Annotated in this window: 20 protein-coding genes and 1 other RNA gene; 3 read left to right on the forward strand and 18 right to left on the reverse strand. The window is 59.6% G+C overall.

Annotated elements, in window-relative coordinates:
• Nucleotides 1-238 precede the first annotated feature (238 nt).
• Nucleotides 239-1,882, forward strand: a complete 1,644-nt coding sequence (locus ACFOFO_RS09570) for an isovaleryl-CoA dehydrogenase (protein ID WP_390326025.1) — start codon at nt 239-241, stop codon at nt 1,880-1,882.
• Between the two features lie 57 nt (nt 1,883-1,939).
• Here ACFOFO_RS09570 and ACFOFO_RS09575 read toward each other — a convergent pair whose 3' ends face one another.
• Nucleotides 1,940-5,023, reverse strand: a complete 3,084-nt coding sequence (locus ACFOFO_RS09575) for an efflux RND transporter permease subunit (protein ID WP_390331436.1) — start codon at nt 5,021-5,023, stop codon at nt 1,940-1,942.
• A gap of 259 nt (nt 5,024-5,282) precedes the next feature.
• Nucleotides 5,283-6,395, reverse strand: coding sequence for an efflux RND transporter periplasmic adaptor subunit (locus ACFOFO_RS09580; RefSeq protein WP_390326027.1), 1,113 nt, complete (start codon nt 6,393-6,395; stop codon nt 5,283-5,285).
• A gap of 235 nt (nt 6,396-6,630) precedes the next feature.
• Between ACFOFO_RS09580 and ACFOFO_RS09585 the strand changes: the two genes are divergently transcribed.
• A complete protein-coding gene (locus ACFOFO_RS09585) occupies nt 6,631-7,101 on the forward strand; it encodes a MarR family winged helix-turn-helix transcriptional regulator (protein ID WP_390326028.1) in 471 nt (156 codons plus the stop codon).
• Nucleotides 7,102-7,255: 154 nt separating this feature from the next.
• On the opposite strand, the gene ffs is transcribed toward ACFOFO_RS09585, so the two are convergent.
• An RNA gene (gene ffs, locus ACFOFO_RS09590) (signal recognition particle sRNA small type) lies at nt 7,256-7,354 on the reverse strand.
• Nucleotides 7,355-7,443: 89 nt separating this feature from the next.
• Entirely contained in the window at nt 7,444-8,928 is a 1,485-nt protein-coding gene (gene ubiD / locus ACFOFO_RS09595) for a 4-hydroxy-3-polyprenylbenzoate decarboxylase (protein WP_390331437.1), read from the reverse strand.
• Between the two features lie 543 nt (nt 8,929-9,471).
• Between ubiD and ACFOFO_RS09600 the strand changes: the two genes are divergently transcribed.
• Nucleotides 9,472-10,476, forward strand: a complete 1,005-nt coding sequence (locus ACFOFO_RS09600; protein WP_390331438.1) for a transglycosylase SLT domain-containing protein — start codon at nt 9,472-9,474, stop codon at nt 10,474-10,476.
• Nucleotides 10,477-10,585: 109 nt separating this feature from the next.
• On the opposite strand, the gene ACFOFO_RS09605 is transcribed toward ACFOFO_RS09600, so the two are convergent.
• The 14 genes from ACFOFO_RS09605 to glyA form a co-directional block, all read right to left on the reverse strand.
• The gene (locus ACFOFO_RS09605) at nt 10,586-11,791 is read right to left on the reverse strand and encodes a pyridoxal phosphate-dependent aminotransferase (RefSeq protein WP_390326029.1); all 1,206 of its coding nucleotides are present in this window, start codon (nt 11,789-11,791) and stop codon (nt 10,586-10,588) included.
• Between the two features lie 248 nt (nt 11,792-12,039).
• Nucleotides 12,040-12,516 (reverse strand): transcription antitermination factor NusB, encoded by a 477-nt coding sequence (nusB, locus tag ACFOFO_RS09610; RefSeq protein ID WP_390326030.1) that lies wholly within the window; start codon nt 12,514-12,516, stop codon nt 12,040-12,042.
• A 1-nt stretch (nt 12,517) separates the two neighbouring features.
• Nucleotides 12,518-13,006 (reverse strand): 6,7-dimethyl-8-ribityllumazine synthase, encoded by a 489-nt coding sequence (gene ribH, locus ACFOFO_RS09615; protein WP_390326032.1) that lies wholly within the window; start codon nt 13,004-13,006, stop codon nt 12,518-12,520.
• Nucleotides 13,007-13,062: 56 nt separating this feature from the next.
• Nucleotides 13,063-14,187 (reverse strand): bifunctional 3,4-dihydroxy-2-butanone-4-phosphate synthase/GTP cyclohydrolase II, encoded by a 1,125-nt coding sequence (gene ribBA, locus ACFOFO_RS09620; RefSeq protein WP_390331439.1) that lies wholly within the window; start codon nt 14,185-14,187, stop codon nt 13,063-13,065.
• A 419-nt stretch (nt 14,188-14,606) separates the two neighbouring features.
• Nucleotides 14,607-15,227 carry a riboflavin synthase gene (locus ACFOFO_RS09625; RefSeq protein WP_390326033.1) on the reverse strand — a complete coding sequence of 207 codons (621 nt, stop codon included), beginning with the start codon at nt 15,225-15,227 and terminating at the stop codon, nt 14,607-14,609.
• Between the two features lie 12 nt (nt 15,228-15,239).
• A complete protein-coding gene (gene ribD / locus ACFOFO_RS09630) occupies nt 15,240-16,331 on the reverse strand; it encodes a bifunctional diaminohydroxyphosphoribosylaminopyrimidine deaminase/5-amino-6-(5-phosphoribosylamino)uracil reductase RibD (protein ID WP_390326035.1) in 1,092 nt (363 codons plus the stop codon).
• A 75-nt stretch (nt 16,332-16,406) separates the two neighbouring features.
• Nucleotides 16,407-16,985 carry a GspH/FimT family pseudopilin gene (locus ACFOFO_RS09635; protein WP_390331440.1) on the reverse strand — a complete coding sequence of 193 codons (579 nt, stop codon included), beginning with the start codon at nt 16,983-16,985 and terminating at the stop codon, nt 16,407-16,409.
• 4 nt (nt 16,986-16,989) lie between these two features.
• A complete protein-coding gene (locus ACFOFO_RS09640) occupies nt 16,990-17,409 on the reverse strand; it encodes a type IV pilin protein (protein WP_390326039.1) in 420 nt (139 codons plus the stop codon).
• Between the two features lie 13 nt (nt 17,410-17,422).
• The gene (locus tag ACFOFO_RS09645) at nt 17,423-21,931 is read right to left on the reverse strand and encodes a pilus assembly protein (protein WP_390331441.1); all 4,509 of its coding nucleotides are present in this window, start codon (nt 21,929-21,931) and stop codon (nt 17,423-17,425) included.
• 17 nt (nt 21,932-21,948) lie between these two features.
• A complete protein-coding gene (locus tag ACFOFO_RS09650) occupies nt 21,949-22,632 on the reverse strand; it encodes a pilus assembly PilX family protein (RefSeq protein WP_390331442.1) in 684 nt (227 codons plus the stop codon).
• The gene (locus ACFOFO_RS09655) at nt 22,629-23,681 is read right to left on the reverse strand and encodes a PilW family protein (RefSeq protein ID WP_390331443.1); all 1,053 of its coding nucleotides are present in this window, start codon (nt 23,679-23,681) and stop codon (nt 22,629-22,631) included. Before ACFOFO_RS09655 ends, ACFOFO_RS09650 begins: the two co-directional genes overlap by 4 nt.
• Nucleotides 23,678-24,283, reverse strand: coding sequence for a type IV pilus modification protein PilV (gene pilV, locus ACFOFO_RS09660; protein WP_390326048.1), 606 nt, complete (start codon nt 24,281-24,283; stop codon nt 23,678-23,680). Before pilV ends, ACFOFO_RS09655 begins: the two co-directional genes overlap by 4 nt.
• 161 nt (nt 24,284-24,444) lie before the next feature.
• Nucleotides 24,445-24,915 (reverse strand): transcriptional regulator NrdR, encoded by a 471-nt coding sequence (nrdR, locus tag ACFOFO_RS09665; RefSeq protein ID WP_390331444.1) that lies wholly within the window; start codon nt 24,913-24,915, stop codon nt 24,445-24,447.
• Between the two features lie 114 nt (nt 24,916-25,029).
• Nucleotides 25,030-26,274, reverse strand: coding sequence for a serine hydroxymethyltransferase (gene glyA, locus ACFOFO_RS09670; RefSeq protein ID WP_390326050.1), 1,245 nt, complete (start codon nt 26,272-26,274; stop codon nt 25,030-25,032).
• Nucleotides 26,275-26,339 lie beyond the last annotated feature (65 nt).

Here is a 26,339-nt window from a genome sequence, read left to right on the forward strand (position 1 = left end):
GCATCGCGCTTTGCGCCGCAATCCTATACTGGAACAGGGCTGCAGCGCTGGGAGCGCGGCTGCAGCATCGGCTTGCGGCCTAGGTCTACCGAGCAAACCGAAGCTTTCGCCCACATATACTCCATGACTGCATGTTAATTTCCGTCTAAATTATTTAACAAATTTACTGATACTCCATAAAATTATTAACTCCGCCGATGCGCAGCGGCGCAATGCGATCCCGATAAGGATTTCCATCATGCAATGGCCAACCCACGAAGTGAGCAACCAGGTTCCGCAACTGCAGGACTACAACCTGTTTGACACCGATATCACGCTGCGCGACGGCGTCCAGCGCGAACAGGCCGGCTGGCATAGCGCGGACCTGACCCGCTTCGGCGCCGAACTCGGCAGCGCCGCGGTGCTGGAGCTGGGCGAGCTCGCCAATCGGCATGCGCCGGAATTCTTCAGCCACGACCGTTTCGGCAATCGCATCGACCGCGTCGAATTTCATCCGAGCTGGCACGAATTATTGCGATTGCTGCGGCGTGAAGGATTGCAGGCCTTGCCATGGATGGAGCCCCGCCCCGGCGCGCAAGTGGCGCGCGCGGCCGGTTATTTCCTGCAGTCGCAGGTGGAATCGGGCTCCTTATGTCCGACCACCATGACGTACGCCGCGATTCCGGTGTTGCAAAACGAGCCAGCACTGTTTGCAGCGCTGAAGGCGCAACTGTTCTCGCGCGAGCATGACCCGCGCGATCTGCCGCTGGCGCAAAAGAAATCGATCCTGATCGGCATGGGCATGACCGAAAAACAGGGCGGCTCCGACGTGCGCAGCAATACCACGGTAGCGCGCCCGCTCCACGGCACCGGGCGCGGCGCAGAATATGCGTTGACCGGACACAAATGGTTTTTCTCGGCACCGATGTGCGACGCGCATATGGTGCTGGCGCGCGCCGACGGCGGCCTGTCGTGCTTTTTCGTGCCACGCTGGCGTCCCGATGGCAGCAAGAACGCGGTGCTGGTGCAACGCCTGAAGGACAAGCTGGGCAACAGGTCCAACGCCAGCAGTGAAGTCGAATTCCAGGACGCCTACGGCGTCATGGTCGGTGAAGAAGGCCGCGGCATCGCGACCATCATCGAGATGGCCAATCACACCCGGCTCGACTGCGTGATCGGCAGTGCCGGCCTGATGCGCCATGCGCTGGTGCAGGCGATCCACCACGCGCGCCATCGCAGCGCATTCGGACGGCCGCTGGCCGACCAGCCACTGATGCGCAATGTCTTGTCTGATCTGGCGCTGGAAAGCGAAGCGGCGACGCTGCTGATGCTGCGGCTGGCAAGCGCGGCCGAGTCGCCCCAGGACCCGGTAGAACGTGCATGGCGCCGCATCATGACGCCGGCCGCCAAATTCTGGGTCTGCAAACGCGCGCTGGAATTTACCGGCGAATGCATGGAGGTGTGGGGCGGCAACGGCTACGTCGAGAGTGCACCGATGGCGCGCATGTACCGCGAAGCACCGGTCAATTCGATCTGGGAAGGTTCGGGCAATGTGATGTGCCTGGACGTGCTGCGTGCGATCGAGCGCGAGCCACAGGGGTTTGCATCGTTGCTCGACCAGTTGAGCACAACTGCCGGCACTCACCCGGGGTTGGGCCGCCTGGTCGATGGCCTGAAGGCCGACCTGACGACAGCACCGGAACAGCGCGAAATGCAGGCGCGCCGTTTCACGCAACAACTGGTGCTGGCGGCGCAAGCGCATCTGATGCTGCAACATGCGCCTGGCAACATTGCCGACATCTTCGTCGCCAGTCGCACCGACCACGAATGCGGGCGGGTCTACGGCACCCTGGCGGCGTCGCCGCTGCACCGGGGCATCGTAGAACGGGCCTGGCCGGTGTAGGGTGCCGGCAGGTGGAAGGGCGCCGCTACCGTGCCCTACCCCGGCCAAGCCCAATGCTCAGGCTTTGATTGGCGCCACCCGCTCGGCCTCGATCTGCAGCGGACCGGCACCGCTGAAGCGGTCGAGCGTCAAATAGATCACCGGCGTGATGAACAGCGTGATCACCTGCGACACCAGCAGACCGCCGACGATCGCGACACCGAGCGGCTGGCGCAATTCCGCACCCGCACCCAGTCCAAGTGCGATCGGCAGCGCCCCCATCAATGCCGCCAACGTGGTCATCATGATCGGACGGAAGCGCAGCAGGCAGGCGGTGCGGATCGCTTCCGCCGGACTCAGGTTCTGACTGCGCTGCGCGTCGAGTGCGAAGTCGATCATCATGATGGCGTTCTTCTTGACGATACCGATCAGCATCAGGATACCGATGGTGGCAATCAGCGTCAGTTCGAAATTGAACAGGCGCAGCGCCAGCAGAGCGCCGACCGCGGCCGACGGCAGCCCGGCCAGAATCGTGATCGGATGGATGTAACTCTCGTACAGCACCCCGAGCAGGATATAGATCACGGTCACTGCCAGCACCAGCAATGCGATCTGACTGGCCTGCGACGACTGGAACACGGCCGCGTCGCCGGAGTATGACGTGATCACGCTGGCCGGCAACTTCAACTCGTTCTTGATGCGGTCGATCTGCTTGCTGGCTTCGCCGAGCGGGACATCCGGCGCGAGGTTGAACGAAATCGTAATCGCCTGCAACTGCCCCTGGTGATTGACCGAAATCGGCCCGGCATCCCGTCGCACCGAGGCGATGCTCATCAAGGGCACCAGCGCGCCGCTCTTGCCGCGCACATAGATCTTGCTCAGATCGGATTCGCTCTGCTGGCCCGAATTGGCATCCTGCATGATCACCAGATAGCTGTTGCTGCTGGTGAATATCGTCGATACCTGACGGTCACCATAGGCGCTGTATAGCGCGGTGCGAATATCCTGGATCTGTACCCCGGCATCGTTGGCGCGGTCGCGATTGATGTCGACTACCGCTTGCAGCCCCTTCAATTGCGAATCGCTGGTGACATCGCGGAAGATCGGTTCGGCCCGCATCTTGGCCTGCAATTGTTCGGACCAGTCGTTCAGCTCCTCGGCGCGCACGCTTTGCATCACATATTGGTAACGGCTCTTGCTCGACTTGCCACCCAGCCTTAAGTTCTGGATCGGTGAAAAATAGACCGACAAGCCTGGTACGTTGCCGGTCTTGCGGCGCAACTGTTCCAGCACCACATCCATCGGCTTGCGCTCCTTGAGCGGCTTCAGGCCAACAAACAGATTGCCGGTGTTGGTGCCGGACACGCGCGAGATCACGCTGTCGACATTCGGATCGTGCCCGATGATGTCGGCGGCGGTTTTCACCAGCCGCACCATGGTCGGATACGAGACGTCCTGCGGTCCCTCCACGGTGACGCTGATCTGGCCGATATCCTCGCTCGGGAAGAAGCCTTTCGGGATCGTCACGAACAGCAATCCGGTCAGCGCGAACGTCGCCAGCGCCACCAGCAATACCCGCTTGCTGCGCTGAAGACACCAGTCGAGCCCATGCGTGTATGCGGTCAGCACCGCATTGAACAATTTTTCAAAATGACGGCCGAGCCAAGTGTCGTTCTCATGCGTTTCGTGGCGCAAGAATCGGCTGCACAGCATCGGCACCAGGGTCAGCGACACCACCGCCGATACCATGACCGCGAGCGATACCACGGCCGCGAATTCATGGAACATCAGGCCGATCACGCCCGGCATGAAGAAGATCGGGATGAACACGGCGACCAGCGAAATCGAGATCGACATGACGGTGAATCCCACCTCGCGCGAGCCCTTGAGCGACGCTTCCAATGGTGACATGCCGTGCTCAACGTGGCGCACGATGTTTTCCAGCACCACGATGGCGTCGTCGACCACGAGTCCGACCGCGATCGTGATCCCGAGCAGCGAAATATTATCGAGGCTGTAGCCCAGCCAGTACATCAGCGCACAGCAACCGATCAATGAAATCGGCAGCGTCACGACCGGGATCGCGGTCGCCGACAGCCGTTTCAGGAACAGAAAAATCACCAGCACCACCAGGAATACCGTCAGCAACAGTGTGAACTTGACGTCCTTGATCGCGTCGCGGATCGAGTTGGAACGATCAAGGAAGACCTTCAGGTTGATCGAGGTCGGCATCTGCGCCTTGAATTGCGGCAAGGTGGCCTTCACCGCATCGACCACCGCCACCGTATTCGCATTCGGCTGGCGCTGTACCGCCAACACGATCGACGGTTCGCCATTGGCCCAGCTGCCGCTCTTGGTCGATTCGACACTGTCGACCACTTCCGCCACGTCCTGCAGCCGGGTCGACAAGCCGTCGGCACTCTTGATGACCAGGTTGCCGAAAGCGGCCGCATTGCGCAATTGCTGATTCGCTTCCAGCGTCATGCTCTGGCGCGGTCCGTCCAGCACCCCGACCGGACTGTTGGCATTGGCGGCGTGGATCGCCGAAGCCAACTCGTCGAGCGTCATATTGCGCGCCGCCAGCTCCGCCGGCTTGGCCTTGACGCGCACCGCATAGCGCCGCTGGCCCAACACCGACACTTGCGCGACGCCGTCGATGGTCGACAGCGACGGCGAGATCAGATTCTCTGCATAATCATCCAGATCGGCCAGCGAAATCGACGGCGAGGTCAGCACCAGCAGCAGCACCGCAGCGTCGGCCGGATTGACCTTGCGATACGCCGGCAACGACGTCATCTCGACCGGCAGGCTGCGCTGCGCCCGCAATAGCGCCGCCTGCACGTCGACCGCTGCCGCGTCGATATCGCGGTCGGGGGTAAATTCGAGCGTGATCGAGGTGCTGCCGAGGGTGTTGCTGGAACTGATGGTCGCGAGTCCGGCGATGGTCGAGAATTGTTTCTCCAGCGGGGTCGCGACCGAGGCCGCCATGATCTCCGGACTGGCGCCCGGCAACACGCCCGTCACATTGATGATCGGTGTGTTGTAGCTGGGCAAGGCGGCGATCGGCAACAAGGTGTAAGCGAACACGCCGATCACCACGATCGCGATCGAGAGCAGCACGGTCATGACTGGGCGGCGTATGCAGAGTTCCGAAATATTCACGGTGGTTAGTCCGGTTGACGATGTTGGTAAGCGATGAGAGACGGCGTGGTGTTGGCGTCGTGATGACGCCCGTTGGCAGCGCGTGGCGGGCAGCTTTTGGTTCTCTGCCCGTACCATATACTCCTGAAATTAAGCATGCATTGCGCTTACAAATCATGAGAAATTTTCACATACTCCAATCACACGAGATTGGAACGGCATTTTTTGCGGCGCTCGCCGGCGCGGTAGTCGAGGATGCCAGGTATCATCGGATCGCGCTCTATTTGGTCGCCACCACTTCTTTGACTTTCACGCCCGGCCGCAGGTTTTGTCCGCCTTCAACCACCACACGCGCGCCCGCGGTCAAACCGGACAGCGCGCTCTGCGCCTGCTCGGTCGCGATCACATTGACCTTTTGCAGCATGACACTGTCGTCGCCTTGCACGACATACACAAAGCTATCGTTCGGCCCGGTCACTACCGCTTGCGCCGGTACTACGACCACATCGGCCAGCGTTTGCGACACCAGCCGCACGGTGACGAACGATCCCGGCCATAACGGATGCTGGCCGTTGGTAAATTGCGCTTTCATCTTGATAGTGCCACTTTGCTGATCGGCGCTGTTGTCGATGAATATCAGCTTGCCTTCGATCTCCTTATCGCCCAGTTTAACGAATACCGGAGCACTTCCGTTCGGATAGGACGCGACGATATTGGACCGCTCGCGCTCCGGTACCGAGAAACTGACCGCGATCGGATCAAGTTGCGAGATCGTCAGCATCGGCACGCCGCTCGGCTGCGCCAGACTGCCGGGATGGACGCTGATGGCGCCGATGCGACCGGCGATGCTGGCCGTGATCTGGTTAAAGCCGAGCGCCACGCTGCTCGCATCGATCGCGGCCTGGTCGGCGCGCAGCGTGCCGCGCACCGACTCCAGCTTGTTACGTGCACTGTCGACCACCGCCGGCGACACGAAATTCTTGGCCAGCAGCTCCTGGTTGCGCTTCAAATTCATCTCGGCATCGGCCAGATCGGCCTTATCGTGCGCCAACTGCGCCTTCGCCTTGTCGAGGTTGGAACTGTCATTACGCGCATCGAGCGTGAACAATAATTGACCGGCGCGCACGTCCTGCCCTTCCGTGACATGCACGGTGCGCACGATGTTCTGGATCTGCGGCCGCACATCGACGGTGTTGATGGCGGTGACATAGCCATTGGTATTGAGATTGATCGGGATCGATTTTTTCTGCGCCAGCACGGTTTTGACTATCTGAACCTGGCTGCGTCCCTGCTTCGCCGGTTCTGCGGTCTTGTCTTTTGCGACGTAATAGCCACCGCCGGTGGTTGCCACGATCAACGCCGCGGTCAGGTAATGCTTGAGTGTCAAACGCATAATGAATGTCAGGAGGATTAACTATAGCGCCGTTCGGGCGACGCCAAACAAGTGTGCAACGGCTTTAAAAATCGCCTTCTGAATAGCCGGCTGCATCAGCGCGCTGTCGCGGCTTGGAAACTGAACTTGAAACTGAACTTGTATCGCAGATAAATTTATTAGCTATACTATCGATCAGCATAACATATTCCCTCTTGTCGTCCGACGTAAGGATTGCTTTTCACCACCACAACGCATGGCAAATAATGTGCACAAGATTCCCCGGCCAAGCGGCGAACAGAATGAAATTCAACGCGAACTGAGTCGCATGATCGGCGAAGTGTCGCGTGGCTGGCGGCAGCAGATGAATTTACGCCTGAAGCCGTTCGGCCTGAATCTGTCGATGCGTCAGGTCCTGTTGCAGTTGCACCGCAACCCCGGCGGCTTGCAGCAAAAAGAGCTGGCGCACAAACTCGGCATCGAAGGTCCGACGCTGGTACGCCTGCTGGATCAACTCGAGCGCAATGCATGGATACAGCGGCTCACCGCGGTGCATGACAAGCGCCGCAAGGACGTGGTGCTGACAGCGAAGGCAACCGAGCAGATCCGGATCATCGAACAGCTGTCGTATGCCTTGAGTTCTGAGATGACGGCCGATCTGGACCAGGTCGAGCTTGCAAGCTGCCTGGCCGCGATGACCACCATCCGCAACAATCTGCAGAAATAGCCTGATCTTACCAAGTCCGCCCGACTGCAACGGCAATGCCAGGGGCAATCCCGAGGTCGCATTGGGCGCTCAAATTGCGGGTGTGGAAAAATCTGCTGGGCAGGCTCAACGGCGCGACAGCCGTTGCATCAAGCGGGGAAAATGGACAACTGAAGAAGGCGAGCCTTGTCTGCGGCACTTATGGTGAATAGCCGTGGCTGCTTCGTTCCCGACCTGACCAGGTTAGCCATGCCACAATGCGCAGGGGCCCGCCGGGGTGAATTGTACCGCATCGGCCCCGAGTCGGCAGCGCTTTTTGCAGATCCGCCGTCTTGATCGGCAAGCGCTGCCGCATGCGGGCCATTACAACCCGAGCTCTTGCCAGATCTGATCCACCCTGGCCTTGACCTCCGGCGTCATCGCGATGGTCCGGCCCCACTCGCGACTGGTTTCACCCGGCCATTTATTGGTGGCATCGATGCCCATCTTGCTGCCGAGTCCGCTGACCGGCGACGCGAAATCGAGGTAATCGATCGGCGTATTCTCGACCAGCGTGGTGTCGCGTGTCGGATCGACACGCGTGGTGATGGCCCAGATGACTTCCTTCCAGTCGCGGATATTCACGTCCTCGTCGACCACCACGATGAACTTGGTATACATGAACTGGCGCAGGAAGCTCCAGACGCCGAACATCACGCGCTTGGCGTGACCGGCATACGATTTTTTCATCTGCACTACCGCCATCCGGTAGCTGCAGCCTTCCGGTGGCAGATAAAAATCGGTGATCTCGGAAAACTGTTTTTGCAACAGCGGGATGAACACCTCGTTCAGCGCAACGCCCAGCACGGCCGGCTCATCCGGCGGCTTACCTGTATACGTCGAGTGATAGATCGGATCGCGCCGCATCGTGATGCGATCAATGGTGAATACCGGGAACCAGTCCTGCTCATTGTAATAGCCGGTATGGTCGCCGAATGGCCCTTCAAGCGCATGCTCGTATCCGCTCGCATGCGATGGATCCGGGTAGATATGCCCTTCCAGCACAATCTCGGCCGACGCCGGCACCCGCAATTCGCTGCCAATCGCCTTCACCAGCTCGGTGCGGCTGCCGCGTAACAGGCCGGCGAACTGGTATTCCGACAGACTGTCCGGCACCGGCGTCACCGCACCCAGAATAGTGGCCGGATCGGCGCCGAGCGCCACCGCGATCGGATAGGGCTGGCCCTTGTTGACGATCGCATGGTCCCGAAAGTCGAGCGCGCCGCCACGCTGCGCCAGCCAGCGCATGATGACCTTGTTGCGACCGAGCACCTGCTGCCGGTAGATGCCGAGGTTCTGGCGCTTCTTGTGCGGCCCCTTCGTGATCACCAGCCCCCAGGTAATCAGGGGCGCGATGTCGCCCGGCCAGCAATGCTGGATCGGCAGCTTGGCCAGATCGACATCGTCGCCTTCCCACACCACGTCCTGGCATGGGCCGGCGCGCAGCTCTTTCGGCGCCATGTCCCACATCGCCTTCACCAGCGAACCGAGGCCCAGAATATCCTTGAAGCCCTTCGGTGGCTCGGGCTCTTTCAGCGTTGCCAGTACATGACCGATCTTGCGCAACTCGCTGACATCGTCGGCCCCCATCCCGAGCGCGACGCGGCGCGGCGTACCGAACAGATTGCCGAGCACCGGCATGGTGTGTCCGGTCGGCTGCTGGAACAACAGCGCCGGTCCGCCCGCGCGTAGCGTGCGATCGCACACCTCGGTCATCTCCAAATACGGTGAAACCGGGGTCGAAATCGATTTAAGTTCATTAATTCGTTGCAATTGGGCAATAAAATCGCGCAAATCAGTGTATTTCATCTTTTTTTACATTTTTGTGAGTTCGGACTCTATGGTTCAAAACCTGAGGCCAAGTGCTTGATTTCATTGGAAAATGCTGCGGTGCAGCGAAATAAGAAAGATATAAAAGTAATATTGAATTACTTTTATAGTATTGACTCGATATAAACCAGCCCCTACAATTCGGCCAACTTGATAAGAAAGTCATCCTTCTAACACGAAGGCGGCGACTAGGCTAGCGAAACAGCAGCTAAATCAATTCACGGGGATCGGGCCCCAACGACATTTTAAGGAGTGTTCTCAAAAGGCGTCAGCCTTCCCCCGAAAAAAAGTTGTTTGCCACTGTTGCATCGCCCACGGCGAGCACAGCTTACAGCAAGCAACTCCGGCGTCTGTTTGGTCGCGCCATGCGACGGCAGACGATGTTCTGATTCACGGTAACAGCCCACAGCCAGCGATACCGGTGCTCCGGTAACAACACGCGATATAGCGCGCAATGAGCTTGCAATAAAGGCAAGCGATGCAGCCGCTGCATGGGTACGCCGTGACGATTCAGGGAGTTCTATGATCAATCGCTTCATCCGGACACTATCCAGTCCTGTCCGACAATTGGCCCAGCAATCGGCCGCAGGGGCCATCTCCGCCCGCGACACCGCCCGCGCCTTCTTGATGACCGCGCACCACACCCTGATGTTGTTCGGCGTCACTGCGCTGGTCGTGTTGGGTGTGATGTTCGTGCGCCCGGCATTCGCCGACAAGCTCAAGGCACTCTCGCCATTTGCGCCAAAGAGCATCGGCGAGCAGACCGTCGAAGCCTATCAGCAGTCGCGTCTGGCCGCCCTGAAGAGCGTCGAGGCGCCCGTGCCGAAGAGCGCTGAGGCGCCCATGCCGAACGCCGCCGACACCCGCACCGCTGACCAGACAGACGTCGTGCCGGTTCCCGACGCGATCGTGCCGGCCGGCACCGAACGTCAGCAAAAACTGGTGACCGGCTGGTTGTCCAAGCGCTATCGCGTGGCCGGCGATGCTGCCAATATGTTCGTCGCGCATGCCTATCTGACCGCCAAGGAAATCAAGCTCGATCCACTGCTGATCCTGGCCGTGATGGCGATCGAATCGGGCTTCAATCCTTACGCCGAGAGCCCGGTCGGCGCCCAAGGCCTGATGCAGGTGATGTCGAAACTGCATCACGAAAAATTTCAACAATTGGGCGGCATCAAGGCGGCGCTGAACCCGATGGCCAATATCAAGGTCGGCTCGCTGATCCTGAAAGACTATGTGACGCGCGGCGGTTCGGTCGAAGCCGGATTGAAAACCTATGTCGGCGCAGCGGCGTTTGACAACGATGCGGGCTATGGCGCACGGGTGATGTCCGAATATCGGCGCCTGAAGGAAGTCGCGATCGGCAAGAATGTGCCAATCTATACGACCAGCAACGTGATCGTGCAGAAACCGCGCCGGATCGACCGAGCCGAGCCCAAATCGGATGAGCCGGCCGAAGCCAGCGCCCAGCCGATCGAGCGCAAGGCGGCGCCGCAGGCCAAGACCGACCAGATCGCGGCGTTATAGCCAGATCCGCGCAGTCCGCCCGGACTGCAACGTCAATAAAAAAGGAGCCTTGGGCTCCTTTTTTTGTCCCCTTGGGAACCTGTTCCTTCGGCCAGAACTATCGATAGCGTCAATGCCGCGCGGCGAAGAAGGTCCGCAGCCGCTCCACCGCTTGCTGCAAGTTGTCCATCGAGGTCGCATACGAGATACGGATATAGCGGCTGGCGGTATGCGGGCCGAAATCCAGCCCCGGCACCACCACCACGCCGACCTCGTTCAGGATCGCGATGCTGAGCTGATCGGCATCGGCGATATCGGCACTCAGCAATGCCGAACAGTCGGCGTAGACATAGAATGCACCGTCCGGCGTCACCGGCACGACGAAACCAAGCTCGCGCAGTGCCGGCACGATATAGTCGCGGCGGCGCTTGAATTCGGCCTTGCGCGCCTCGAAGATCGCCAGCGACTCGGGTGCGAAGCACGCCACGGCGGCGTGCTGGGCGATGGTCGACGCGCAGATGAACAGGTTTTGCGCCAGTTTCTCGATCGGCGCGATCAGGTGCTGCGGCACCACCAGCCAGCCCAGCCGCCAACCGGTCATATTGAAATACTTCGAAAAACTGTTGATCACGATCAGGCCGTCGCCGCCCTGCTGCAGCGACAGCGCGGAAAACGGCTGCTCGTCGTAAGTCAGCTCCTGGTAGATTTCGTCGACGATGGTGAAGCCGCCCTTGGCGCGCACCGTGGCGACGATCCGCGCCAGTTCCTCATGCGCGATCGAGGTCCCGGTCGGATTCGATGGCGACGCCAGCAACACGCCGCGCGTGGCAGCGCCCCAGTGCTGACGCACCATCGCATCGGACAGCTGGAAGCGCTCGGCCGGTCCGCTCGGGATCATCTTGGCCTGCCCCTCGAACGCCGCCACGAAATGCCGATTACACGGATATGACGGGTCCGGCATCAGGACTTCGGTGCCGCGTTCGACCAGGGTCGCGCAGGCCAGCAGCAACGCGGCCGATGCGCCGGCGGTGACCACAATCCGTTCCGGGGCGATCTCCAGCCCGTAGACCTTGCGGTAATGGCCGGAAATTGCTTCGCGCAATGCCGGCAAGCCGATCGCCGACGTGTATTGCAGCTTGCCGTCAGCCATCGCGCGTGCGGCGGCATCGATCACCGGTGGCGCCGCGCTAAAGTCCGGCTCGCCGATCCCCATGTGAATGATGTGGCGGCCTTGCCGCTCCAGCGCCGCCGCCATTTTCGCGATTTCCATCACATGGAACGGTGCGATGTTCGCCAGGCGTGACGCGAGCGGGAAATCGATACTGGAATTATTCATGGACTTGCCTATTGCGGTGCGCTACACATGATCGAAATTTCTGCATTTTTAACGAGTATATTAAAAACACCGTTATTTTATATGCGAGTACTGCGGTTACCATTCGTAGTATGTTGCTGCTACCGGTAGCCATCGGCGCGCGCTATGCGAACACCTGCCCGCCAACAACAAAGCCACAGAAAACACGCAAAGCGCGTGGCGTCTGTGGCTGATTTCAGCATAACCGGGCCGTCCAGGCCAACCATCGACTAGCGACGCTTGTCGGCCGCCACTTCGGTTGCGCGCAGTTTGGTCGCCAGCTTGTCCAGCACGCCGTTCACGTATTTATGACCGTCGATCCCGCCGAACGATTTCGCCAGTTCGACCGCTTCATTGATGACGACGCGGTACGGAATCTCGATGTGGTTCTTCAACTCGTAGGCGCCGAGCAACAGCACGGCGTGTTCGACCGGCGACAATTCGGCGACCGTGCGGTCGATCAGCGGCGCGATGTCGGCCCGCAATGCGCTGACATCGCGGATGGTACCGGTCAACAGCACGCTGAAATGCTCGGCGTCGGCCTTGTCGAAGCCGTGGGCGGCGCGGATATTGTTGGCCACGGCAGATGCGTCGGCGTCATTGAGCAGCCATTGGTACAGCCCCTGCAACGCGAATTCACGTGCGCGGTGGCGCGGCGAGCGGTTCTTGCTGGGATTGGCGTGCGGGCTTTTTTCGGTCGGGTTCATCTTATTCTTCTTCGTCCGCGGCCAACGCCAGTTCTTCCAGCGCCAAGGCCAGGTTGGCCATTTCGACTGCGGCGCGCGCTGCTTCGGTACCCTTGTCGGCCATTCGCGCTTCAGCCTGTTCGTCGTTTTCGGTGGTCAGCACCGCATTCGCAATCGGAATGCCATAGTCCAGCGCGACCCGGCTAATGCCGGCGCCGGATTCGTTGGACACCAGTTCGAAGTGATAAGTCTCGCCACGGATCACCGCACCGATCGCGACCAGCGCATCGAATTGCCGGGTATCTGCCAGTTTCTGCAGCGCCAGCGGGATTTCCAGCGCGCCCGGGACGGTGACGTGCAGCACGTCTTCATCGGCCACGCCCAGATGCTTCAGCTCCGCCAGACAGGCCGACACCAGCCCATGGCAGACGTCTTCATTAAAGCGCGCTTGCGCGATGCCGATGCGCAGACCTTCGCCGCTCAGGTTTTGTTCGTAAATGCCTACTGTCATGGATGCCTCGATATGGATGATTGGGTGACGTCAACCATTGACGTCACTTATTGAATTCACTTATTGGTGTCAGTATGCGGCTTGTCCTGATACCCCACCACTTCGAGATCGAAGCCGGTCATCGATGGCATCTTTCTGGGGCTGGCCAGCAGTTTCATTTTGCCGACGCCGATGTCTTTCAGAATTTGCGCGCCGATGCCGTAGTTGCGCAGGTCCATGCTGGCGGCGCGCGCCTGCGGCTTCCCTTCCGGCGTGTTGAGCGCGGCAAACTGGGCAAACATCTGCTCGGCCGATTCTTCGCAGTTCAGCAGTACCACCACGCCGCGCTCCGATGCCTTGATCGCCGCCATCGCCGCCGCCAAGTTCCAGGAATGGGTGGTGGCCTTGGTTTCCAACAGATCAAGAATCGAGACTGGCTGATGCACCCGCACCAGCGTCTCGCCGGCGGGCGTGATCGCGCCGTGCACCAGCGCCAAGTGCGCGGAGCCGCTCGGCTTGTCACGGTAGGCGATCGCCTTGAACGTGCCATGGACCGTCTGCATGTCGCGCTCGGCGATGCGTTCGACGATGCTTTCGTGCTGGCTGCGGTAGTGAATCAGGTCGGCGATGGTGCCGATCTTCAGCCCATGCAGCTGCGCGAACTCGATCAGGTCGGGCAGACGCGCCATGCTGCCGTCGTCCTTCATGATTTCGCAAATGACCGCTGCCGGCGTCAGCCCGGCCAGTTCGGCAAAATCGCAACCGGCTTCGGTATGGCCGGCACGCATCAGCACGCCGCCTTTTTGCGCCTTCAGCGGAAAAATATGGCCCGGCTGCACGATGTCGGCCGGCGTGGTCTCCTTGGCGACAGCGACCTGCACCGTGCGCGCCCGATCTGCCGCGGAGATGCCGGTGGTGACGCCCTCGGCCGCTTCGATCGATACCGTGAAATTGGTGCCATAGACGGTGCCATTGCTGGATGTCATCATCGGCAACTGCAATTGCGCGCAGCGTTCTTCGGTCAAGGTCAGGCACACCAGGCCGCGGCCGAATTTGGCCATGAAATTGATCGCCTCGGGTGTCACGAAATCGGCGGCCAGGACCAGGTCGCCCTCATTTTCACGGTCTTCTTCATCGACCAGAATGACCATGTGGCCGGCACGCAATTCAGCGATGATTTCTTGGGTAGAGGCTATAGACATGTTTGGAATCCTGTGTAACCCAATATTGTAAACCTAGAAACGGTGGTTGGATGGGGTCGAGTGTACATTTTTCCGGTGGCCGGCATTCCGGTGGCCGGCATTCCGGCTTTCTGGCTAGCGTGTAGCAGGGAATTCAGGCAGCGTGCTGCCTGCCTTTGAAACGGTCTGTGCTGGCAAGCACAGCCGCGCCCTGCAAGGGCGACGAGCTTAAAGGATTTAACGGCATCTCATTCGCAGGCTTGCGGCGCGGCTGGTTCATGCATCGGCAAAATGATGGCTGGTGGCCAATCCGAGATTATTGGTGGAGTATTGCAATTTTTTGCAGTGATTTAAAGCGGAACAACGGCATATTCGAAGGAGTATATTTTCCACACTTCCTTCGCCCGTTGCCCGCCGGCACCACAACGCCGCAGATGCGATTATTTCTGTTCGAGGCTGAGCATCCGCTCGACATAACGCGCGATCAAGTCGATTTCCAGATTCACGCGGGCGCCGGCAGTCAGTTGTTTCAGCGTTGTCATTTGCACCGTATGCGGGATCAGATTGATCGAGAAGCGGCAGGCCCTGGTGCTAGCCAGATCCTCGACCCGGTTCACCGTCAGCGATACGCCATTGACGACGATGGAACCCTTGTAGGCCAGATATTTTGCCAGTTCGTGCGGCGCCTCGATTACCAATTGCCAAGACTCGCCGACCGGCGCGAAGCTGTGCACCACGCCGAGACCGTCAACATGGCCGGAGACCAGATGGCCGCCGAGCCTTTCGGCCAGCGTCAGCGCCTTTTCCAGATTGACTTCGCGCACGGCATCGAGTCCGACCGTGCAATTGAGGCTCTCGCGCGAGACATCGACCTTGAAACTCCGGTCGGTCTTTTCGACCACGGTCATGCAGGCGCCATTGATCGCGATCGAATCGCCCAGCGCGACATCGGTCATCGGCATGCCGCCGGCATCGATGCTCAGGCGCACGCCGGCGTTGGCGTCGTCGAAGGCCTGTACCTCGGTGATCTTGCCAATGGCGGCGACGATTCCAGTAAACATGATGGTTCCAAATCAGTTGAATCGCGCAAGGATACGCAAATCCGGCCCAATTTGCTTGACCTCATGGAAATGGAGCGCGAATTTATGATCCAGGCGCTCGATCGCCTTCAGGTCAAACATGCCGTAGGCGTCACCGAGCAGGCTGGGCGCGAGGTACAGCAGCAGTTCGTCGACACAGCCCTCGCGCACCAGCGAGCCGTTCAGCTTGGCGCCGGCCTCGATATGGAGTTCGTTGATTTCGCGTCGGCCCAATTCCAGCATCAGTTGCGGCAAATCCACCTTGCCGTCCGAATTTGGCAGCACGATTACCTCCGCGCCCCGGTCGCGCAAGCGCGCTTCCTTCTCCGCATTGCTAGTGGCAGTCACGATCCAGGTAGCGTCGCCGGCCAGCACCCGCGCATCCGGACTGATGTCGAGCTTGCTGTCGATAACGATGCGGCGCGGCTGGCGCGGCGTTTCGATCGCGCGCACTGTCAATTGCGGGTCGTCTTCCCTGACGGTACCGATCCCGCTCAGGATCGCGCAGGCGCGGGCACGCCAGGCATGGCCATCGTCACGCGCCGGCTGCGAAGTGATCCATTGGCTTTGCCCGTTAAACAGCGCAGTCTTGCCATCCAGACTGGCCGCCACCTTCATCCGCACCCACGGCTTGGCGCGCTGCATGCGCGAGAAAAAGCCGATATTCAGCTCGCGCGCGTCGTCCGCCAACACATCACAGACGACCTCGATCCCGGCGGCTTTGAGTCGCGCCAGGCCCTGCCCTGCGACCAGCGGATTGGGATCCCCCACCGCCGCCACGACTCTGGCGACACCTGAGCGTATCAGTGCATCGGCGCAAGGTGGGGTGCGGCCGAAATGGCTGCAAGGCTCCAGGGTGACATACACCGTGGCGCCGCGTACGTCATGGCCTTTGGTCCGGGCGTCGTTGAGAGCCTGGATTTCGGCGTGGTTGCCGCCGGGCGGCTGGGTGCTGCCCTGGCCCAGGATCCGGCCGTCCTTGACTATGACGCAACCGACCCTGGGATTAGGTGCGGTGCTATATATGCCATGGGCGGCCAATTGCAAGGCGCGCGCCATGCATTGCTGATCATCGAGATTTTCCACGGGGTTCCGAATATCAAACACAAAGAACGAAACAATACCGCAAGCGGCTGCTTGCGCATGCAGCAAGTATACAGCTCACTTGGTGTCGGCGGTGCTGGTGCAGGTCGTCGGCTCCTGGGCCGGGTCGCAGACACGTGGACGTCCGAGGAAATTAAGCTTGATCCTTCGAATTTGCGTATCCTGCGTCAACGTGATGGTGCCGAGCTGCGGGGTTTGGCTGCTGGTATTGGTGCGAGTGCGTCCGGTGCCGTTATAGGTAATATATTGTGTTACCCCGTCAGTGAAGGCAGTCGTAATCGTGATCCCGTTTGGAATCGGCCCATGGCTGAATACCAGCTGGTCATCGCTGTTGTAGGTCAGATCGGTGTCGTTCGGCTTGTTGACGAATATTCTCCATCCCTTGGACCAGTCCGCATTGTCGATCGGCGCCAGATCGACCCGCCCACCCATTTGCAAAGCCTGCGAACGCGTCAGATTAATGGCGAAAAACAAATCATTCACCGTCGTCGTCATTCTTTGATTCTGGATCAGGCTCCGGAAACTTGGCACGCCAATCGCCAGCAAGATGGCGGCGATCGTCAGGGTGATCATCAATTCGATGAGCGTAAAGCCCTTGACATTGACGGCGGCGCCAGTAGAGGTAGGGATTTTCACAGGCTTACCAGCATCCGGCGCCGGAACCCGTGGCGCTCTTACTACCAGTGCTATCGATCTTCAACGTGCCGCAATCGGTATCGGTAAACTTCGGCGTGGCGCTGAGCAGCACGCAGTTAGCCAAGCCGGTGGTGGCGCAGCCATCTGTTGCTGCCACGTCGTACACGCTGCTTGCAGAGCTGTCGCCCGAATATTTCTTGAACGCGTAGGCCGAATCGGACGAAATGATGTAGGTAGTCCGCTGCGAATAATAGCGTTCCTGCTGCTGCATGATCTGCATCAATGCGGCACGCCCTTCGCTTCGCTTGGCCTTGATGACCGATTTCTGATACGAAGGAAATGCGACTGAGGCGATGATCGCGACAATCGCAACGACGATCATCACTTCGATCAGGGTGAATCCATGCGTGAATCTATTTTTCATTTGTCACCCCCGATTACTTATTGGCTGCATCGCGCAATTCCTGATAGTTCAACACTTCGCGCCAGCTATTGCGACCTGCCGGTGGCTTGAATGAGCCGGTGCCATTGGTCGCGGCACCGGCGGTACCGGCGCTACCGCCGGTGCCGAAATTGAAAACCGAATAGCTTTTCTTGGCGACGCGCTTGCCGATCGAATCCCTGTCGCCCACCGTAGTCCCGGTTTCGAACAACACCGGCGAGCTGAGCATGCCGACGGTCGATACCTGCCCGGTGACGCCGCCGCTTACGCCCACGCCGTCGCCATTGATCGGCAAGCCAGTCAGGACATCAAGCGCATAGGTCCGGCCGCCACCTTTTACACACGGATCGCTGCCGGTCACCAGGCTGTTCAAAAACAGCTTGCCGTAGGCCACCAGGGCATTGGTCACGCTGCGCTCGCCGGTGGTGGCGGAATTGAGGAAGTCGAAATACCACCCTTTGAAGGCGGGCGACGTGACGCCATAGTCAAAATCGTCGCCGCTCACGGTCACGGCATCGCTGCCGGTTGCCGTGTCCGCAGCTACGGTGCGTTTCGCCAGCTGACTGCGGCCGGTGACTACGTCTTTATTGTAGGTCGTGTCGTAAATTCCGTAAAACGACTGCGTTTTGAAGTTGCCCGCTGCGGCATCGGCGTTCTCGACAAATTTACCGGTGCCGAACAGCACGACATAACCGCCACCGGGTGCGAACACCACTTTCGGCTGCTCGGTGATTGGCTGGCGCGCACCATTGCCATCCTTGGCGGTAAACAATGGCGTGCCGTTGCCCGGCAGCGCGCCGGACCAAGGCGCATCGCCGGTGAAATCGAAACGCCACAGATTGCCTTGCAGGTCCCCGACGTAGGAGTAGCGCACTGCCCCGTCGCTACCGGTCACCAGAGCCGGCGAACCCAGGCCATTTTGCAGGGTGTTGTCCTTGAGCGGCGTCTTGAACTTGTAGTAATTCGTGTTGAGCTTCCAGGCGTCTTTCGGATTCTTGTCTAACGACAGCAGGAACAGGGCGCCCGGCGCCGTTGCGTCACAGGTGGTCGAGGCCGGATTGCAAGCGCTGTTGCCGCTGGCATCCTTGTAACCCGTATCGTCCTTGTAATTGTTCAGGCCGCTCGGGATGACGACAACATATTGGTAAGTCGGCGCGGCAGCAGTACCGCCGGTACGAAATTTCGCGACCAGCGGCGGGCTGGTCAGGTTGCCCATATCCGCGTCGTCCTTGTCGGTAAATTCCCAGATCGCGCCGCTGCCGCCGGAAAAATCGGCGGGATTGGTGACGTCCAGAACGAATGCGCCTTGTGCCCCGCCGCCCATGCCCGACGCCAAAATGGTCTTCCATTTGCCCGACACATACGCCTCGGTCACCGTCATGGTGCCGTCGACATACGGCTGATGCACATAGTTGGGGTCGGTCATCCGATTCATGCTGCCGATCAGCGCATTCGGCACATAGGCAAACAATTCCGCGCCGTCCGACGCCGAGAACGCGTGCAGCATGCCGTCGTTGGCACCGATAAATACTGCCTTGGTGCGATTGGCGTGGTCGTCGTAAAACGTCTTGTAGTCCTTGCCTTGCACGCCGGCGGCCGGCGCGCCGACATAGGTCGGATTGCTGTTGACGATGTCGCCCAGCACGCGATCACGCTGGCGGAACACGCCATTGGCCTGGCCGATCTCGTCGGCGCGGCCACCGCGCAGGAAATTGACACGTTGCTGGCCCAAACCGTCGCTGGTGCCGGTGACAGGAGACAGATTCAACAGGTCTTGTTGGGCCGCACCCAGTCCGCTCGTCCAGGTGAAGGGCATCGTGATGAGCGAACCATCGGCAGCGACTTTGGCCGTGTAAATGGCGCGATTGTCAGCAGTCGGATACGGTGCCACGGCCGGTATCGCGGAACCGTTTGCGGCGGTAGACGCGGGTTTCCCGGTCAACACCACGCCCGCATCCCAGGTAGGCGATTTCGCGTCCTGGATTTGAACGACGTTCTTGGCGACATGGCCGGGGTCGGTCGGTTTGCCAGGCGCCGTATCCACCAGCTTCAGTTCGAGTTTCAACAGGCTGCCGCTCCATTTGGACGGGTCGAAACCGGGCTGGTACACGAACGAGCTATCGGACGACACCCGCGTCGAGGTCAGCGTCACGCCGGAAATCGTGCCGCTGTTGCGGGCCACTTCCTTGAAAATATTATGGATCGCATTGACCATCTTGACCGGATCACTGGCCAGGAAATAATTATCCGGATCGGTGCCGTTGCTGGCCCATTCGCTGTTGTTGGTCAGTTCGGTCGGGTCATTGCCCACGGTGGTCTTGAACGGATTGCCATCCTTGTTGCGATCGAGGAAGCCGCCGTATTTTGCTGCGAGATAAAGCTGGCTGTTCCTCGGTTTCGTGGAAGTCTTTTCCGGATTCGGATAAGTAGTTTTCGACACGCAATCAGACGGTTCTCCCGCACTAGGGGCGCGTGTATTGCAATCAATTTTTCCATCACCACCTTCATCGACGTCGATCGAGAACGTGTTCACGCGCACCGGCTTGTCGAACCGGATATCGTTGGTGTGCGCCCAGTACGCCAGCCCGGCCATATAGTAGGTGCCATGCCCGCTGGAACCGGTGTCGATCATGTCCAGAGTGGTCGGATTGTTCAGATTCGCACGTTTGGACGAATTACCAAAGGAGCCGGACGCATCCTCCTCCATGTTGCCAACCAGCTTGGTTTGCGCCATCACATCGAGCGCCGGCCACTGTCGCTTCTTGGGGGCGGGGTCGACAACATCGGCCAGGCGCCCCGGGTCCGCTATACTCGGTGATTTGATATCCTTGGTATAGGTGTCTCTGGTATTTCCTGGGATGTAACGGTCGTAGTGGGTATTCACGTCGCCGATCGTTACCGCGTAATTGTTTTGGCAGGACGCGGTCACCGGATCGGTCCAGGTTTTCAGTACCGGGAAATTGTCATCGGTAGTTGCCGTTCCTAGCGAAGAAATTGCATCCGACGTCGGCTGGCGCCCCTGCAGATAGCGGATCGATTCGTAATACAGTTCGCCGATCGGGTCATAGCCCTTGTAGCGGCCCAGGCTGCTTGGATTGGTGCGCCCAAACTTGTTCAGATAGTTGATCACCCCGCTGTTGTCGCTGGCATCTCGATTATTTGCATCTTCCGGATTGTTGTAAAACACACCGGTCGTTGCGCTCCATTCAGGCTTATCGTTGGCGCTTTCGCTGAATGCCGGGGCATCGAATTTCTTCGGGCCGACATATTTGACGCGCCCACGCACCACACCACCATACAAATTTTGATCAGTGGTCGAGTGTTCGGTCAGATAACCGAGCACCCCGACCCGCAGCTTGTCGGATTTGCGCTGCAAATCGCCTTCCGGCTTGTAATTGCTGCCGTATTTCTGACAGAAGTTCGGCCAATTCGCGTTGTCGCGGCGGTCCGGGCCTTCGCTACCGTCGCAGACCCTGACCCGGGTCAGGTATTCGCCGAAATATTTATCCGAGGTTAATAGCGTATCGGGCGTCGCACCGCTGGTACGCGTGCTGTCGCAGTCATTATCATTGATCAGCTTTTTATTTTTATCCCGATGCGTCATCGCCACGTCGCTAAACAGGATCCGATTGCGGCAAGACACCACGTAAAGCGTCTTCGTATTGAACGGCGTCACCTGCCCCGGCGCGCTGGAGCTGCCGGAGCCATCCACCGATTTGCGCGGAAAATAGGTGGCGTCTGCATAGAAGGTGCCGCCGACGTCGCGCAAATACGCGCGTTGCAAGACGGTGGTATCGAGCGTATCGATGATCCGGTCGCCGCCCGTCATCGCATATCGCAGCATGTCGATCGAGGACGACGAGGCCCAGTTCATGAAGTTGCCGCTGAAGGAATCACCGCCGCATTCATGGTTGGCATCGGCCACCTTCAAGATCGAAAAATGGCCGGCATCCGTCAAATCCGGGTTAGGGATGGCGCTGGTGGTCGACGTGGTGATGGTGGGGGTATGGTTGTAGGTGGTCGGCACGGCAGGCACGGCTGGTATCGTCGGGTCGCCAGGGATTGCGGGGACGGCGTCTTTCCCCGCCACCCTGGTGACGGTATCGACGGTGGTGACGATGGTGGTCACCCCGCCCGAAGTCGAGGTGGTCGTGGTCGTGCGATAAGCGACCGGCCTGGAATTGTTGACGGTCGCACCGGTGGTGATGCTCACGACCTTGGCGCCGGCCACCGAAGTCGGATAGGTATAGCACTTTGCAGGATTGAAATAACCAATATAGGGCTTGGTCTTGTCATAGTCGCTCGCCCCGCGGTATGCGGCACCCACGGTCGGAAACTCGACCGACAGGTTCAGCAGCATGTTCGGATGCACATTGCCGCTGCCGCTATATAAAGGCCCCTGAGCGAGGTTGACTTCCGGCACCGCGGCAGTTGCCGTTTGCGCCAGCACCAGGCTCAACGCGAGCCCCGTCGATACGGCGACCCGCTTGAATGACTTAGGCATTGGTATGGCTCCGAACATCATGGCTTGTCGACCTTGCGATAAAAACTCTGCAAAACGACGCGGGTCGTATCGCGCGCGCCGAATCCCATCGCGGTGACGCGATAAAAGAAAGTTGCCTGGGCGCTGGCATCCTCGCCGGCAGCCTTGTAATTGACCACCTCGATCAGGTAGCGCGGCAGTTTGCTGCTGAGCTGGCCATTCCCAACTTGCATGGTCTGACCGGTGAATTTGCCGTAAGGGACGGTCCTGGTCGAGCTTGAACCGGTGTCGGTAAAATCGACCTTCAACCAGACGGGCGTTGCACCTGCCACTGCCGTAGTGCAAAGACCCAGATAGGTGTTGGTCGCTCCCTGGCCACAATCGGCGTCGAAATTGGCCAGTACCGGTTTTTCGGAAAAGGTGCTGCTGCGCGAACTGGTGTCGGTGGAATTTTCGATATCCATCTCGGCATCCTGCAGCGCCGCCTCGGCGGCCTGGAAGGCGATCTGCCGGTCACGGTCGTTGCGCGATGCTTTTTCACTCTGCAACGCCATCTGCGCAGCCGAGATACCGAGCAGCAGTACCGCAATCAGCATCAAAAGGGACACGATCAGCGATGCGCCACGTTGCCTGAAACGAATCGGCGCGAGCCGCCCGACCGGCATGGCGGACGAACGAGATGGTCGTCCTGCTTCCATTTGTGCTCTGGTTCGTGCTGTCATTTTCCGCTACCCTCGGCCTGATTGCGGAACTGGATGTCCGCGAGGAACAACTTTCTGTATCGGTTTCTGGTCGCCGTCGGTAGCTCGGCTTCCTTGATCAACGTGCCGGTGTCGGCTGCGGCATTGCCCGTGCTGTAGTCCGAACCGAACAGATCGTAGGTCTGGTTCAGTACATCGTTGCGAGACTTGTTTGTCCCGCGCAGCAGCAGCGCGACCTTGATCGCGACCACTCTCTTCCAGTTGGTTCTCTTGTTTTTATCGATCGCCTGGGCCGCCGCATCGGCGCCATCCAGCGACAGCTTGTCGTCCAAAGCGTTGATGGCTGTCGCGGTGACGAACTGGTTCGGGATCCTGTCACCCTCGCCAGGTTTAGCGCCATCGGTATCCAGGCCGTACAGCACCTGAAAGGATTCGACCCCGCGCGCCACCGCCACCGATGCCCATGTACCGCCGCCGTCCGGATAATATTTGCAGCGCAGCTCGGGTTCTCCGCCTGTGTCCTTGACGACATAGAAAATGCTCCAGCCGCGATCCTGCTCGGCGGTACTTTGGGAGGCTGGCGCGGAAATGCCAAAACCGGCGCAGTCGATCATTCCATTGTCGGGTTTGCCAGCCGGGCCGGAACCGAAGAATCGGATTCCCAACACATCGCTGCCATTGACCACGGCGGTCGCGCCTGTCAATGGAGAATCGATGGCGGTGGTCGTATCTTTCAAGCTGCTGGCATCCAGGCCGGCAATATTGGCGCTCATCTTGGGCAGCGTCAGGATCGGCGCGCCACCTTCGCCGGTGTCCCAGTTTTCGTAGGCGCCCTGACGCGCCGCGCGGTTGATCAGCTCCAGCGCGTAGTTGGCCGTATCCCGCACCTTGGCACTGTCGTCTTGACCGGTGTAGGCGGATTTGCTCGACACGAGCAATGCCGTCGCAGCCAGCACCACCAACATGCCCAGCGTGATCGAGATCATCAGTTCGACCAGGGTCAGGCCGGACTGTCCGTTGCGCGTCACGAGGACGCAACTTCGCTTGCCGTTTGATGGAAGTCGCGTCATTTTGTGTAGGACTCGATAGTGATCGCCACGGCTGGAGGATATTTGCCGTCGCCATTGGAGCTGCCGTCGGCGTTTTTGCCTTTGCCGTTCCAGCCGACCTTGATCACCATGGGATCAGTGGTTTTGTTGGACGCCGTCGCCGCGCACCAGGCAAGCGTGCCTTTGGCGCTGTCCCACGGCTTTGCATCACGGCAGATCTCGACACGGCCCCCGGGCAGGACCGCCTTGATGCGTTTTTTCCATTCGTACACATCGAAAGCTGCCATCTGGGCATCGCTGCACGCGGCGTTATAGCAGTTCGCGGCAGGCGCAGTTGGCGCAGTATCGTTGACCGAGTCGAATTTGACACCGAGGTAAGGATTGCTGGCGTCCGACTGATTCATCTGCTTGCCGTTGGCGCGCATTTTGTCGGCCATCTCCGTTGCAAGCTGTACCGCAAGCGATTGCGCGCCCGATTGCTGGCCGGTGCGCATCGCCACCAACTGCATGCCGGCGGCACCGATCACGCCGAGCGCCAGCACGAATACCGATATCAAGACCTCGATCAGGGTGAAGCCGCCTTGCTGGCGGTTTTGTGGCTGGGTTTGTACTGGATTGCGCATGACACACCGATCACGGTATTTAAGTGACGGCAGTGTAGTTTATTTATGGCAACTTAATGGCACCGCTCACCCGTCAAATATCACAGGTTGTCTGATGTCCAAATCAGACGAAGTAATTGCGGAGTAACTGAGGATGTAAGCCGGGCTCGAACCGGCCCTGGCTACTGGGTGGGAGGCTTGCGCTCCTGGTCAACCTCTTCAATCGCGTCCTGGAACTCGGCCACATCCTCAAAGCTCTTGTATACAGAGGCAAAGCGGATATAGGCGATCTTGTCGAGTCGTTTCAGCTCGCGCATCACCAGTTCGCCGATGACGCCGGAATTGACTTCGCGTTCGCCGCTGGAGCGCAGCTTGTCTTCGATGTGGTGGATGGCGGTGTCGAGCGCAGCGGCTGATACCGGGCGCTTGCGCAGTGCCAGCATCAGGCTGGCGCGCAGTTTGGTTTGATCGAACTCGGTGCGGCTGCCGTTTTTCTTGACGATGACGGGCATCGCCAGTTCGATCCGCTCAAAGGTGGTAAAGCGCTTGTCGCAGCTGACGCAGCGGCGACGGCGACGGATGCTGTCGCCCTCTTCCGAGACGCGGGTGTCGAGAACCTGGGTGTCTTCGTGCTGGCAGAACGGACATTTCATCGCGATGGGTAATGCGTAGTGGTGCTTGCAAGGTGGTCAGCCAAGGGCCGGCGCCTGGCAAGGCGCCGGCCCTTGGCTGGGCTGTACTTCAGACCGAACTACTTACCTACCGATTCAGGCATAGACCGGGAACGCGTCGGTCATTTTCTTGACTTCGGCCTTCACGCGCTCGATGGTGGCCTCGTCGTGCGGGTTGTCGAGCACGTCAGCGATCAGGTTGCCGACCTTGGTCGCTTCCGCTTCCTTGAAGCCGCGGGTGGTCATGGCCGGGCTGCCGAGACGGATGCCACTGGTGACGAATGGCTTTTCAGGATCGTTCGGGATCGAGTTCTTGTTGCAGGTGATGTGGGCCGAGCCGAGGATCGCTTCGGCCGCCTTGCCGGTGATGTTCTTGGCACGCAGGTCGACCAGCATCACGTGCGATTCGGTGCGGCCGGAGATGATGCGGAGACCGCGCGCGATCAGTGCCTTGGCCAGCGCGTCGGCGTTTTTCACGACTTGCTGCTGGTATTCCTTGAATTCCGGGGTCAAGGCTTCCTTGAACGCGACTGCCTTGCCGGCGATCACGTGCATCAGCGGGCCGCCTTGGATGCCGGGGAAAATCGCCGAGTTGATGGCTTTTTCATGCTCGGCCTTCATCAGGATGATGCCGCCACGCGGGCCGCGCAACGATTTGTGCGTGGTCGAGGTGACGAAGTCGGCGTGCGGCACCGGGTTCGGATAGACGCCAGCGGCGATCAGACCGGCGTAGTGCGCCATGTCGACCATGAAGTAGGCTCCAATCTCTTTCGCCACTTTGGCGAAACGTTCGAAGTCGATGCGCAGCGCGTAGGCGGAGGCGCCGGCGATGATCAGCTTCGGCTTCTTCTCGCGCGCCAGCCGTTCCATCGCGTCGTAGTCGATCTCTTCCTTGTCGTTCAGGCCATAGGAAACCACGTTGAACCATTTGCCGGACATATTGAGCGGCATGCCGTGGGTCAGGTGGCCGCCTTCGGCCAGCGACATGCCCATGATGCTGTCGCCCGGTTTGAGCATCGCGAAGAACACGCCCTGGTTCGCTTGCGAGCCGGAGTTCGGCTGCACGTTGGCGGCTTCGGCGCCGAACAATTGCTTGAGGCGGTCGATCGCCAGTTGCTCGACGACGTCGACGTATTCGCAGCCGCCGTAGTAGCGCTTGCCGGGATAGCCTTCCGCGTATTTGTTAGTCAGTTGCGAGCCTTGCGCTTCCATCACGGCCGGCGAGGTGTAGTTCTCGGACGCGATCAGCTCGATATGCTCTTGCTGGCGAACGTTTTCCTGTTGGATCACGGCCCACAAATCGGGGTCGACATTGGCGAGGGTATGGTTTTTTGCGAACATGAATAACTCCAAACGATAATGAGACAAATGCGAGACAAATGCGTTGCACTGCATGACAGCTAGGT

Origin of the sequence: Pseudundibacterium arcticum (assembly GCF_042646465.1) — a bacterium.
GTDB lineage: Bacteria > Pseudomonadota > Gammaproteobacteria > Burkholderiales > Burkholderiaceae_D > Undibacterium_A > Undibacterium_A arcticum.